The sequence below is a fragment of the Hydrogenophaga sp. GW101-3F08 genome (assembly GCF_059424585.1).
In genome coordinates this window covers 1-11,230 of record NZ_JBWKZP010000010.1, presented here as the reverse complement: position 1 = coordinate 11,230, position 11,230 = coordinate 1, and the positions used below count along the sequence as shown (strand labels likewise).

Sequence of the window (11,230 nt, the reverse complement as noted above, 5' to 3'; positions counted from 1 at the left end):
AGGTCCCCACCTCAGTGGAGAAACGGCGTGTTGACAAGGTCATCTCCCAGATCCTGCAACACGTCGGCCGGCAGGTCCTGGCACAGCAGGTGTCTGCGCCCGTTGGTCGCGGCCGCGGCAAACGCCTGTTCCAGCGCCTGGATCTGCTCTCTGGGTGTCAGGTGAGCCACCAGCGTGGCCAGGTGCCGCAGCGGCACCTCAAAGGACGGGAACCGCTTGTGCACGGCCTCAACCACAGCCCGTGCCAGATCGAGTGCCTGCCCCGCCTTCGGTGCCTGCAGGTTGAAGATCCGGAACCGAGACCGAATCGGTTCGGGGATGTGTCGCAGTTCGTTTGCGGTGGCGATCCAGAACACATGGCTGGCGTCAAAGCGGATACCGGCCGAGATGTCGACGACATCGCGAGCGGTCAACGGTTCAAGCAGGCTGTGCAATGGCCCCAGTGCATTGCTCCTGCTCACGGCATCGGCCTTGTCCAGCTCGTCGAGCAAGATGATGGGATCGGCACTCTCGCCCAGACAAATGGCGTTGAACACCCGCCCGGTTTTTGTATTGCTCCAATGTCGATCCGAACCCATGAGGGCGCTGCCCGTGTAGTCCGCGTCGAAACTGTGGCGCTCGACGGGGCGCTCCATGGCCTTGGCCAGTGCCAGCGTGAAATGGGTCTTGCCAACCCCTGGTGGCCCGACCAGCAAGATGGGCGGCAGAGCCAGGGGGGTTGCAAGTTCGCGCGCGAGCACGATCCTGGCCTTGACGAAATCGATCACCTCTGCGAAATGTGGCTGCTGCAAGCCCAGCTCGCCAAGGGCATCCAGCGTGGCCGCGTAGGTGTCGTGATGGCGCAGTGTCCGGAAGGCGCCCAGGTCCTTGAGGCGTTCGTACAGGTCTTTATCGCGTGCGGAAAGGTGCCGGTCGGACGTTAACGGAACATCCTGGCCCAGGAGCTTGAGCGGTTCGTCCCATGCATACACCTGAACCTGGGCAACGCCACTTTGTTCAAGCTGCGATAGGCACGAGGAAACATCATCGTATTCCCTCTTGAGCGCCACACGCGCTTCGCGAATGGCAGGACTTGATGAGGTCGTCTGGCTGGAGGTGGACGTTGGGGTTGACCGTGACAAGGCACGGGCCTCGCCCGCCGGCTTCTGGGTCGAGAGACGCTCCTGCTCTGCCAGGACACACTGGGCGGCCTGGGTTTTGACGCGCTCAGCGTGTTGCAGCAACCACTGATCAATGTCGTCGTTGTCGGGCAGGATCAAGCCAATTTTTTTCAGCCTGTCCTTGTCAATCACTTGAATCGGACGAAGGGTGTAACCACAGGGGATATCTGTGTCAACAAAGCCTGGACTTGTAGGAAGGAGAAATGCCATTGAGGGCTCCGGTGCGGAGCCTGGGCGGTGGTGTGCCTTGACCTGGCTCCTTGTTGATTCACGGGGTGAAACGACAAGGGTGGGCCGAAGGTGAGACCGCTATCGACGCAGTCGCACGTGCGCAGCCCACCCGGTGCCTATGCATCGGATGGAGCCGGTGGAGATCGGTGAACGGCGCTGCGACATGGACGGAATCATGGAACAGAAGGGCCTTTGCCGCAAGCGCTTGATCGTCTGGGTGTTGTGTAGAAAATAAACGATATCGGCAATTCGCAAAGGGTGTTTCGAGGCACCCGGACCCGCCGCAAGAGCCACATACAGATGAATTCTCAGAAGCCCCGTGACCGCAGCAGGATCGAGCCGTCTCGCGCTCGGCCGAGCGAGGCCATGGGAGAGCAGCGGTACCAGGAACTCATGCGCGGCCTGAATCACTTGTTCCTGGAATCCGAACACGATACGCAGGCCCAAACGGCTGCCCAACGTCAGCGGGTGATCGAGGAGATCAAAGCCTTGATGGATCACCATGGCCTGACGGTTGAGGACATCGGCGGGTGAGCTCGTGATCGCCTTGTTGATCAGAACAGTGTCGGCCGAGTACCGCGTACCGAGTCGAGTCAGTACTCCATCAGTGCAACTTTGATCAAGAAGGTGAAATCGGCGCGCTCGAGGGCCACTAGCAAAGGATGTCCTGGCACCTTCTCGCGTAGCTTCTCGATCATTCTTGATTGGTGAACTGCATCCACCGAACTTGTGGGACGCCCAGGTATGTCAAAACTGCGCCCAACCTGTCGAGCTGCATCGAAATTCTTGCCCTCAAGGAAGAAGGCTCGTTCTGCAGCCTCAATCAAGCGGTTTCGAAGCGGTTCATCAACCAGCAACGGATTCTTTGGGTCGACCCTTCGGAGCTGTTCTATCAGCGCGTACCGAATCCCAAGGTTTGCGGCGATTGACCCAACGCTGTCTTCCAGTTGGCGCTCCAGTTCCCGCGCATAGGCCTCCCACTCCTGGGCGTTGCGATTCGCCAGATGGACCTGATGGTCCATCAACATGCCTTCAAACTGAAGCATTGCAGACAAGGTGTCTCACCCTTTCAAGCGATCGAGCTTTCTCGCCTCGGTAGCGTCATCGATCGCCGCAGCCTGCGCCTGATCAATCCGCTGGCCAACAACCGAAAGTCCCCAGGCCGTGAACAGGAACGCCAACGCCCACTTGGCGGCCATGAACTCCCCGAGAACTGGCGCCAACACCGCGACGTTGAGCACGAAGTAGATGACCGCGACGGTCAGCGCAAGCGGGAACGCCCGCCAATTTCTCATGGTCAGGAACGCCCGCAACCAGGCAATGCCGATGAAGGCACCAAAGAGCAGACCAAGCACTGGAATACAGGCAACCCCCAAACCACGGTCAGGTCGCGAAAACTGAACATGTGTTTTCCTCCATGGGACGTCATCAGTTGGACCAGCGCACCCTCATCCGCATATGAGGTTTCAGCTGCCGACTTGTTGAATCCGAGCTTTTAGTATGCCATCAAATGAATCCTATAGGTTGTAGCTTTATAGGACTCCAAATTACCCAATCGAGGCATGTCCAAAAGGCCTCGATCGGAGCACCGTTTTGCGCTTGCGCTCAGACAAGCGCGCGCGCTGACCGGGCACAGCCAGGAAGACTTCGATGACTGCTCCAGCAGGACATACATCAGCGCGCTGGAACGGGGTTTGAAGGTCCCAACCTTGAGCAAGGTTGATCAGTTGGCTCAAGTGATGGAGCTGCATCCATTGGTCATCCTGGCCATGGCGTACGCCGATGTGCCCACCCCGGAAGCCGTTCAGGCCGCCCTGCAACATGCGGCCCAGCAGGCGCATGAGCTCATGGGCCAGGCCACGAAAGCTGGCGTCAAACCCTAGCGTTTGACGCTATCTATCAAACGCCAGACCACTGGTCTGCGGTCATGAAACCGGGACGTTCTTGCACCGCTCTACCCGCTGCGCCAACTGTTTGGAGCATCGCCAATCACCCCTGCAGGGCCTCAACGGGGACACGGCGGCGACGCCGGACGCTCACCACAGGCGCGGTGACAGGACGTTCGATCTGGTGTTCGGCATCAAGCGCCTGAGGCGGGGCACCCACCACTGGCGCAGCGACGGGCAGCGATGGGTTACGACTCCAGTTTTTGCGGGGGAACTCTTGCCTCAGCGCACGGAGCACCTTGAACGTATTCAGTGGCTGAACCACTGCACCGTTGACCTGCACATATCGCCCCTCGGGCGTCTGAGCCAATGCCCCAATTTGGGTTCCGTTCTGGATGACCGCCAGATAGCGAAACCCAACGTGCTCGACGAGCACAAATGGGCGGATGTTGACTGTGGATTTGATGATCATGGATGCTGAAGTCGGGTGCCGTCAGGAGCGTGATGAGGCGCTCCCGGCACATGGCCTTGTTTGCTGAGAATTGGTCGTCAACAAGAATCTGGCACGTCCTCATAACCGGGAACTTCTGCACCATTCCCTGGGCACGATCTCTGACCGGGTTGCTGCTAGATTGTTGATTTTAAAAGCGGCACATCGAAGAAACCTGGACTTTTCGCACCATTTGTCGTGATACCCACGATCCATCGAGTGCACAAGGCCTATCCATCCTGGGCCAGCTCTACAAGGAGCTGGAACCGAGACGCCCACGTACAATGAAATGGGGTCGGTTCTCAGCGACCGATCCCCCTCCCCACGACGCCGCGTGACAGCGGTGTCGGTTGCCCGGCCCCCGTGCCGGGTTCTTTTTTTGAGTGGAGCGCCAGGTGGCCCGGCGTCAGCTCACCACTGGTGGCCGCGATTCAACGCTCGCTGTTTGCTGCGGCCGATTCGTACGGCTTCGCGCCGTTCAAAAGCTTCTCTTCTCGACTGGCCTTGCGCCAATCCCAGGGGGCCATCGGATCCGTGTCCCGCCACAGGCCTCGTCTTGCCTGCCGGGCGTCTTCTTCGGCGCGGCTGTAGAGGAGTCGATCTGACGCCGACTGCTCGCTCCCGTATTGCTTGTAGTGCCAGGCGAACCCTGCAACCACCATGGCCAGGTTGACATCCTGGCCGTCCACCATCACCTTGCCGACGGTGCGCCCGTATCGGTCCTTCTTCTCGGCATCCACGTCCACACGGCGGCTGAAGACGAGTGCGGCAATGTGTTCCTTGGCCCGTTGGCCAAAGGCCTGTTTCTTCTCCGGGGCGTCGATGCCGGCAAGCCGGATTTTGTGTTGAACCCGTTGTGCGTCGAGCACGGTGATGGTGTCTCCGTCCGCGATCGCGACGACCTTGCCGTGGATGGTTTCGCTCCAGGCACTGGAGACAAAGAGGACACCGCTGGCCAGGCCCGTGCAAAGGACGCGTCGCATGGCCTGCATGGTCACGCTCCTGCTCAGTGCTTTCATGTTTGCCATATCTCCCTGTCCCATCCCTTGTTTGTTCGCGGCCGAAAGCATAGCAAAGCTCGCAGGTCACGAACCACTAGGCGATTCTGATCTCGTTGCTCGGATCGGGGCGGTTGCAGTCCCTCCCATTTGGAGCAACCACGGCCGCGGTTGGTGAGGTAGGGGTGTGTGGCTTCCCGTGTCCGAAAAAACACACAGAACGATCCTTCGGTCGCCTTCATTGGGTACTTGTCAAACAGCGAACCTGGGTTTTGCAGCTAGGATGGATTGATGGGAGTTCACTACGAAGGGGTCACCGACCCCGAGACCTTGAGGGAGGTCTTTCAAGCAGCGCCGCCGCCTCAGCCGGGCAAGGTGGATCTCTGGCCGGGCAGTTCTGGCCTGATGATTCGGCGCCCCGTTCAACAGCTTCGCGGTCCAGGCTTGGCCACCGAGCGTGAGGCCGTTGTCGGTCTGTTCGGACTGGTGCCCCACTGGGCCGCCGATCTGACCATCAGCCGCAATACCTATCTCGCGCGCGCAGAGACCGTGGCGACCAAGCCTGGTTTTCGGGACGCCTGGAAAAACGCTCAGCACTGCATCCTCCCTGCCCGGGCGATCTACGAACCCGACTGGCGCAGTGGTAGGAAGACCTTCGCGCGGATCGAGAGGGTTGACGCAAGACCGATGGGCCTGGCTGGCTTGTGGTCCACATGGAAGTCACCCAAAGGAGAGTCGGTCCACAGCTACGCCATATTGACCGTCAATGCGGACTCCCATCCGTTCATGAATCAGTTCCACAAAGCGGCGGATGAAAAACGCATGCTGGTCATCCTGCCTGACGCGGAGCATGATGCTTGGCTGACGGCGTCGGCTGACAAGAGCCATGAGTTCCTGGTGCCATTCCCCGCAGAGGGCATGCGCGAAGTCGGTGAACACCCCGAACCTCAGGTGAGATCCACGCCATAAACGCAGCACGGCCGCGGTGTATCCCGCGTTGAAAAATCGAAGAGGCGGCACGCAATGAAGCACGCATGGTTGGCCGTACTGGTGATTGGAATGGACATTGCGGCAGCGGAGGTTCCTCCCCTCTTGATGGAGGCGTGCAGCATGCTCGAACCAGCCTCCAAACGCATTGAGTGCCTGCGGGTTGCCGATCAACGTCCCTCTGATCGTTCAGGCTCAGAGCGAGCCGTTCCAGCTCCTGCACCTTCATTTCTTGCTTCACCGGTGACAGCGGCGCCCGCGGCACCAACGAGAAGCAATGGGTACAACCCTGCCGGCGGTCCCACGTGCCATGTTGGACCTCGTGGAGGTACCTATACGATCACCAAGAGTGGAAAAAAGAACTACGGCGGTTGTTGAGTCGCAAGCCTTTGACCGCCCCAAAGGGGTATGCGGGATTCGGTCAAGCACTTTTGGACCATGGCATAGCTGGCTTCAATTCACGTGCCATGCACACTCGTCATGATTTCGGTACACCCCGGTGCGGGTGTGTTCACATACTCATGCCAACAGAAAGGGGTTTTCATGAGGACTACCGTCAGCCATATCAGTGCCTGGGGCGACGGCTTGGCGATCCGGCTCACTATGCCCCAGGCAAAGACCGCAGGTGTCGCCGAAGGATCCCCGATTCGTATCTCCGTCAAACCCGGCTGCATCGTGATTGAGGCGGAAGCCGAGCCGACTCTGGAACAGATGCTGCAGGCCTTCGATCCGAGGAAGCATGGTGGTGAGGAGATGACTGGCGATGCCATGGGCGTGGAGGCGTTCGCCAAGGGCAATTCGTAAGGCAGCTTTTTTTTGGGTGCCGGGCCGAACATTTTCAGTTCGAGCCTGCCCGCCCAGCGTACCAGGATGAGCGCGCCCACCAGGTTGCACGCCTGGAGTCGGAACTGCGTGACACATGCGCAACGCGGGCATTCAAGCCGCTTACACCCAAGCCCTCAAGGGTGGGATGGCCGCGCGTACCTTCGAAGGTCCCAAGGCTGATCTGAGTCATTCGCGTGCGGATGCCTGAGCGGCAGAATTCACCAAAACCGGTCATTAAACGCTGCAGGCGCCAGGCTGCACTGGCGAGCACGTGCCCAGCATGCAAGTGGAAAAATACGGCGCATGGAGCCGCAATGAACACAGCCGAATCCGTTATCGGGCCCTGACCCGTTCAATGTCCAATCAAGCGGCTGACAAGCTTCGACGCAGCGCTGATGAAGGTCACGTCGGCGCTATCGAGGTCGCCCCGGTCAAGATGCTTCCAGATGGCGATGGCCACGCACACCAGCAGGATGGCGACGCCGGCCCACTGGCACGGGGAGATGAAGCGTTGCCAGAGGACTTGCTCCAGTACGCTCGCGAGCGCCGCAGCGGTTGGGCCCTTGAGGCTGGCCTTGCGCTCCGCGGTCCACGCTAACATGCAAGCGGGGAGCGCTGCATAGAAGACGGCGAAGCCAGTCGCGCCGGTCCATAGGGCTCCAACGGGGCCGAACTTCGCGGCAATGTGCGCCGCGTCGTCCACGGTCGAAGAGAGCCCGCCTCGCCGACCTCGGCGGTAGCGGCGCCTGCTCATGCGCCCACCCCCGCTTGGCCGGCCGGCCGCTTGTCGGCTTGAACGAAAGCAGTCTGCAGCCCTTGGTACGCCATGGGTGCTGCGCCCGTGAGGTGACGGAGACTCTTCATCTGCACGTCCAGGGTGGCATGGACCAGGCCACCGTGTAGCGGGCGTATCACCTCGGCCAAGGCCAGGATGGCCGCCAACGCACCGACGAACGGCGTGGCGACCGCGCGCGAGGCCAGCAGCGTCATTCCACAGATGTCCTTGCGCTCTTCGGCCAGCTTCTTGTATGCGTCGTTCAGCTCTGCCGCCGGCTGCGCGGCGGATTCCGCGGTCCAGATTTCCGACGGCCGGCGCGGGCCGGGGAACGTGTGCAGGCGGATGTTCCGGAAATCTCGGTAGCCGCTGCCCAGCCCGGTCTCGACGACCATCGAGAATTCGGCGGTGTCGAGGTCGCGGCGCGCGGCCACGTTGTCGACGCCGAAGAGGGCCGTGGTTGGCTCGTCGGCCATGGCGCGATGCCCGGCGCCGAAGCGGCGCTCGACCAGCGCGGTGGTGAAGCCCGCGGCCTCCAGCCGCGTCGCCACGGTCCTGACTTTGTACTTCTTCAGGTCTGCGGCCGACATCAGCAAACAGGTACTGAGGTTGGATTCAGCGCCCCTGTCGAAGTCCTGGAGCACCAGATACGGTCGACCCTCGACCGGATAGGGCAGCATCCCCAGCGTCCATGCGTAGGCCTGGCCCAGGTGGCCCAGGCCGACAAGCCACAAGGACTTCGGCAGGTAGGCGAGCGATGGGCCCTTATGTGTGTCGGCGCGCCAGTCTGCGACAGCCAGCGGGTTCCACAGGGACATTCCGACGCTGCGGTGGCCGGCCTCAGCAAGGTCGCCCCGCACATGCATGAAGGCCTCGTTGACACCCAACGCTGCGGCGCCGATGCCGGCCAGGGGGTTGTCGTCGTTGCACGCCGGGTTGGCCTTGCCGGCAGGCGCAATTTCGAAACGCCAGTGGTCCCAGCTGAGCTGAACGCAAAACTCGGGCGACGGGCCCTCGGGGGCGGTGCCCAACACGAGGGTCGGTAGCTCGCTGGCGGCGTTGTTGGCCACCGCTGCGCCGAGCTCCTGCGCGACTTCACGGGCGCTGCGTCCTTGGTACAGCGGGACGTCCAGGGCAACAGCCAGGTCGCCGTACACCTCGACGCCGCCCAGGAAGGCCCGCACGGCGGTGTTCAGCGCGGTCAGGAAGCAGGCCTGGCCGGCCAGCGTGCTGGCCCAGCCGTGGCCGACGTGGATGCGCAGCCGGTAGCGCGAGAACAGGGCCACGGCCTCCTCGGGGGAGGCGACCTCGCCAGCGTCCAGGGCCATCTTGGCCAGCCGGTGCATGGTGTCAGCGGTGAATCCGGTCATTGAACAACTCCAACATCTGTAAGTCGCAGGAGGCGGTCGACATCGGAACCCGAGTGCGACGCCCACTGATGGTTGCCTTGGTAGACGTAAAGGCCGAGGTCGCGCGGGCGCGGGTTGCCCTTGGCGAAGCGCGGTACGATTAGCGCGATGTGCCCCTTCAAGGCGACCATAGGGTTGGTGCGGTCAGAGCGGCTCTGGCCCGGGCCGAAGGGGTGCGTGTGCACGTCGGCCACGACGGTCATGCCGGCGGTCCGACAGACTTCCCAGAGCTTGGAAAAGCTGTCGGCCCTCAAAGACACGTAGTCGTGGCTGAAGGCGTCGGCTTGCAGCTGCTCGTAGGGCACGAACCGCAACACGACGCAGCCGGCGTCGGTCTTGTTCCCGAGTAGGAAGGCGCCGCTTTCTCGAACGCCAGCGCCTTGCGCGCGCAGGTGTGCCGTCAGCTCCACCCAGAGCGTAGCCGGCACCTCAAGCAGGGGCGCAGGCGTAGTCGCGACTTTGAAGAAGGTCATGAACCACCTCCAGATAGTGGGTGATGCCCTTGGCGGGCTTCCAGATGAGCTGGGGGTACTGGGCGAGCCAGCAGTCGTGGCCGGCGATGCTTTCGCGGTCGCAGGGGATGTAGAGCGCATCGCCGTTCTTCCAGCCGGGCTTGAAGGCCAGCTGCAGGCGTTCGCCGCCTTGCGGCCACTTGTCAAACGTCAGCTTGCTGTTCGTCGACAGGTCCCAAAACGTGCCTGTGGGCGGCGTCGTCGGGAAGCACCTGCAGTCCAGGCGCAGCGTGTATTCGCGCCGGTCGCGGGCGATGACGTTGATGTAGACGAAGGGCCACTCCAGCTTCTTGAACTGCCAGCGGTTGCGGTCCTCGCCCGAGAGAAAGCGTGCCGACACGAGGTCGGCACGGAGCGATTGCTCGTCCGGTGCCATACCTCGACCCCTTAGCCGTTGATGCGGTGCGCGGGCACTAGGTCGAAAGTGACCTCGCACTGCGGGCACTTCGTCAGAGTGCCAATGTGGACGTCGACGTCGGGCTGCTCGGTGGTGCCAGCAATCTGTAGGACGTGCTCGGCGATGTCGCCGGGCGCCATGCCCAGCTTCTCACCGGCCCACAGGCGCACGCGGCCGACGGTGGTCGCCGGGCGGAACTTGCGGTGCACGACCTCGGCGCCGAAACCCACCTTCACTTCCACCTGCTTGCAGCGGTGCAGGTGGACGCGCACGCCGTGCTCCTTCTTAAGGTGCTTGACGTGGGTGGCATTGCCGTGGACGTCGTCGTCATCGTCCTCGACCGAGAGTGTCAGGTCGGACGCGTCGGTGCCGGGCGGGAGCAGCGCCAGGGCGGCGTGCTTCAGCTCGGCGACGGTGGCCTCGTCGTTGACTTCGACGAACTTGATGTCAGAGAAGAACTCCGACTGGATGTAAATGCGGGTGGGCATTTCTGCTTCCTTTTCCAGCTAGGCGAGCTGCGCGGGATGCGCTGCTCATGCTGGGTAAGTCGCAGGAAGTCCTTGAAATCGGAAGTGCGCGACGAGGCTGGGTTAGGCCGGGCAATGCAAGAAATGCCTGCATTTTGGGCACTCCCAAGGATTGGACTTGGCTTCAAAGTTGCCGGCCAGCAGGCCCTCGGCCGCCGCCATGGCGAACTTGTTGTTCCATGTGGGACTGTCCGGCCCGAGGGTTTCTACCTCTCCGGTGCTGAGGACGTGGATGCGCGCCAAGAACGAGAGGTTCTTGTTCTCTGCGGCTAGGTACTTCAGCATCCAACGGATTGAAGACCTTTGCCGGCCGAGCTTGCCCGCCGGCTTCGTGCGCACGAAGTCAATCGTGTACGTGTCGCCGGAACTCGAGATCTTGTGCGCCGTCACGTTGATTAGCAGCCCCGCGCACGTGACCTGGAAGGGCTTGGCCATGGGAGCGCGCTGCCCGCGTATCAGGCTGCGGCCTGCAGATAGAAGACCGTCTGCATAGGTCCGCAGGTGAGGTAGTGAGTCCTTGAAGGCGTTCCCAAGCGATGCCAACGTGATGGCGACATCATTTGCAACGACTGACGGGTCGGCGCCGTAGGGAACAAAGAGCTCGCGCATCACCGCGCCCTCAATCAAAGCCGCAGGGTGGAGGCCCGATGCTGGCTTGAGGTTCTTGACGAAGTCGTAGTAGTAGCGCCTTGGGCAGACCATGTAGGTCATGAAACCGGGGAACTCGCACCGACCGGCCGCATGGCCTGGCGTGCCCTTGGCTTGGGGTTTTGCCGCTTTGGGCACCGTCACGAAGCCTTGAACAGGCTGAAGCAGATGGGCGGCGTGGGTAATCGCGTTCACGCATTGCGCCTTGTACGCCCCCTGGCTCTCGTACAAGACAAGGTGCTCGCGTGCCCTGGAAAGCGCGACGTACAGCTTGTTCGAGGCTTCAGTCTCTTCCTCGAAGTTCTCACTGATCTTGCCCCCGTATTCCCGGACCCGTCCTATTCGCAACGTAACGCCGTGCCCTTGATGGGCGATTGGCGCGCCT

15 protein-coding genes are annotated in these 11,230 nt (G+C 61.8%); 4 read left to right on the top strand and 11 right to left on the bottom strand.

What is annotated here, in order from left to right; genetic code table 11:
- Window positions 1-11 precede the first annotated feature (11 nt).
- Window positions 12-1,370 (bottom strand): AAA family ATPase, encoded by a 1,359-nt coding sequence (locus AC07YZ_RS20960; protein WP_494796193.1) that lies wholly within the window; start codon window positions 1,368-1,370, stop codon window positions 12-14.
- A gap of 321 nt (window positions 1,371-1,691) precedes the next feature.
- On the opposite strand from AC07YZ_RS20960, the gene AC07YZ_RS20955 reads away from it, so the two are divergent.
- Window positions 1,692-1,925, top strand: a complete 234-nt coding sequence (locus tag AC07YZ_RS20955; protein ID WP_494796192.1) for a hypothetical protein — start codon at window positions 1,692-1,694, stop codon at window positions 1,923-1,925.
- 59 nt (window positions 1,926-1,984) lie between these two features.
- Here the strand turns inward: AC07YZ_RS20955 and AC07YZ_RS20950 are convergent, their stop codons facing one another.
- A complete protein-coding gene (locus AC07YZ_RS20950) occupies window positions 1,985-2,446 on the bottom strand; it encodes a hypothetical protein (RefSeq protein ID WP_494796191.1) in 462 nt (153 codons plus the stop codon).
- 6 nt (window positions 2,447-2,452) lie between these two features.
- The gene (locus AC07YZ_RS20945) at window positions 2,453-2,746 is read right to left on the bottom strand and encodes a hypothetical protein (protein ID WP_494796190.1); all 294 of its coding nucleotides are present in this window, start codon (window positions 2,744-2,746) and stop codon (window positions 2,453-2,455) included.
- 207 nt (window positions 2,747-2,953) lie between these two features.
- Here AC07YZ_RS20945 and AC07YZ_RS20940 point away from each other — a divergent pair, with 207 nt between their 5' ends.
- Window positions 2,954-3,274, top strand: coding sequence for a helix-turn-helix domain-containing protein (locus AC07YZ_RS20940; RefSeq protein ID WP_494796189.1), 321 nt, complete (start codon window positions 2,954-2,956; stop codon window positions 3,272-3,274).
- A gap of 106 nt (window positions 3,275-3,380) precedes the next feature.
- On the opposite strand, the gene AC07YZ_RS20935 is transcribed toward AC07YZ_RS20940, so the two are convergent.
- Window positions 3,381-3,749, bottom strand: coding sequence for a hypothetical protein (locus AC07YZ_RS20935; RefSeq protein WP_494796188.1), 369 nt, complete (start codon window positions 3,747-3,749; stop codon window positions 3,381-3,383).
- 449 nt (window positions 3,750-4,198) lie between these two features.
- The gene (locus AC07YZ_RS20930; RefSeq protein WP_494796187.1) at window positions 4,199-4,786 is read right to left on the bottom strand and encodes a thermonuclease family protein; all 588 of its coding nucleotides are present in this window, start codon (window positions 4,784-4,786) and stop codon (window positions 4,199-4,201) included.
- Between the two features lie 270 nt (window positions 4,787-5,056).
- On the opposite strand from AC07YZ_RS20930, the gene AC07YZ_RS20925 reads away from it, so the two are divergent.
- The gene (locus tag AC07YZ_RS20925) at window positions 5,057-5,734 is read left to right on the top strand and encodes an SOS response-associated peptidase (protein ID WP_494796186.1); all 678 of its coding nucleotides are present in this window, start codon (window positions 5,057-5,059) and stop codon (window positions 5,732-5,734) included.
- Between the two features lie 561 nt (window positions 5,735-6,295).
- Complete coding sequence (locus AC07YZ_RS20920; RefSeq protein WP_494796185.1) at window positions 6,296-6,556, top strand: AbrB/MazE/SpoVT family DNA-binding domain-containing protein; 261 nt, start codon at window positions 6,296-6,298, stop codon at window positions 6,554-6,556.
- A gap of 373 nt (window positions 6,557-6,929) precedes the next feature.
- Here AC07YZ_RS20920 and AC07YZ_RS20915 read toward each other — a convergent pair whose 3' ends face one another.
- The 6 genes from AC07YZ_RS20915 to AC07YZ_RS20890 all read right to left on the bottom strand — a co-directional run.
- On the bottom strand, window positions 6,930-7,280 hold the full coding sequence (locus tag AC07YZ_RS20915; protein ID WP_494796184.1) for a hypothetical protein: 351 nt from the start codon (window positions 7,278-7,280) through the stop codon (window positions 6,930-6,932).
- Between the two features lie 47 nt (window positions 7,281-7,327).
- Window positions 7,328-8,722, bottom strand: a complete 1,395-nt coding sequence (locus AC07YZ_RS20910; protein ID WP_494796183.1) for a ubiquitin-activating E1 family protein — start codon at window positions 8,720-8,722, stop codon at window positions 7,328-7,330.
- Window positions 8,719-9,234 (bottom strand): hypothetical protein, encoded by a 516-nt coding sequence (locus AC07YZ_RS20905; protein WP_494796182.1) that lies wholly within the window; start codon window positions 9,232-9,234, stop codon window positions 8,719-8,721. The genes AC07YZ_RS20910 and AC07YZ_RS20905 overlap by 4 nt, the downstream gene beginning before the upstream one ends.
- A complete protein-coding gene (locus tag AC07YZ_RS20900; protein ID WP_494796181.1) occupies window positions 9,191-9,649 on the bottom strand; it encodes a DUF7665 family protein in 459 nt (152 codons plus the stop codon). Before AC07YZ_RS20900 ends, AC07YZ_RS20905 begins: the two co-directional genes overlap by 44 nt.
- 11 nt (window positions 9,650-9,660) lie before the next feature.
- Window positions 9,661-10,158 carry a hypothetical protein gene (locus AC07YZ_RS20895; RefSeq protein ID WP_494796180.1) on the bottom strand — a complete coding sequence of 166 codons (498 nt, stop codon included), beginning with the start codon at window positions 10,156-10,158 and terminating at the stop codon, window positions 9,661-9,663.
- A 102-nt stretch (window positions 10,159-10,260) separates the two neighbouring features.
- Window positions 10,261-11,230 (bottom strand): hypothetical protein (locus AC07YZ_RS20890; RefSeq protein WP_494796179.1); only part of this gene is annotated, 970 nt, incomplete at its 5' end.

Bases quoted from the DNA above. Each gene is read 5' to 3' on its own strand.
- AC07YZ_RS20900 (WP_494796181.1), bottom strand. From the start codon at position 9,649: ATGGCACCGGACGAGCAATCGCTCCGTGCCGACCTCGTGTCGGCACGC.
- AC07YZ_RS20940 (WP_494796189.1), top strand. From the start codon at position 2,954: ATGTCCAAAAGGCCTCGATCGGAGCACCGTTTTGCGCTTGCGCTCAGA.
- AC07YZ_RS20960 (WP_494796193.1), bottom strand. From the start codon at position 1,370: ATGGCATTTCTCCTTCCTACAAGTCCAGGCTTTGTTGACACAGATATC.
- AC07YZ_RS20920 (WP_494796185.1), top strand. From the start codon at position 6,296: ATGAGGACTACCGTCAGCCATATCAGTGCCTGGGGCGACGGCTTGGCG.
- AC07YZ_RS20955 (WP_494796192.1), top strand. From the start codon at position 1,692: ATGAATTCTCAGAAGCCCCGTGACCGCAGCAGGATCGAGCCGTCTCGC.
- AC07YZ_RS20925 (WP_494796186.1), top strand. From the start codon at position 5,057: ATGGGAGTTCACTACGAAGGGGTCACCGACCCCGAGACCTTGAGGGAG.
- AC07YZ_RS20930 (WP_494796187.1), bottom strand. From the start codon at position 4,786: ATGAAAGCACTGAGCAGGAGCGTGACCATGCAGGCCATGCGACGCGTC.
- AC07YZ_RS20895 (WP_494796180.1), bottom strand. From the start codon at position 10,158: ATGCCCACCCGCATTTACATCCAGTCGGAGTTCTTCTCTGACATCAAG.
- AC07YZ_RS20910 (WP_494796183.1), bottom strand. From the start codon at position 8,722: ATGACCGGATTCACCGCTGACACCATGCACCGGCTGGCCAAGATGGCC.
- AC07YZ_RS20935 (WP_494796188.1), bottom strand. From the start codon at position 3,749: ATGATCATCAAATCCACAGTCAACATCCGCCCATTTGTGCTCGTCGAG.
- AC07YZ_RS20905 (WP_494796182.1), bottom strand. From the start codon at position 9,234: ATGACCTTCTTCAAAGTCGCGACTACGCCTGCGCCCCTGCTTGAGGTG.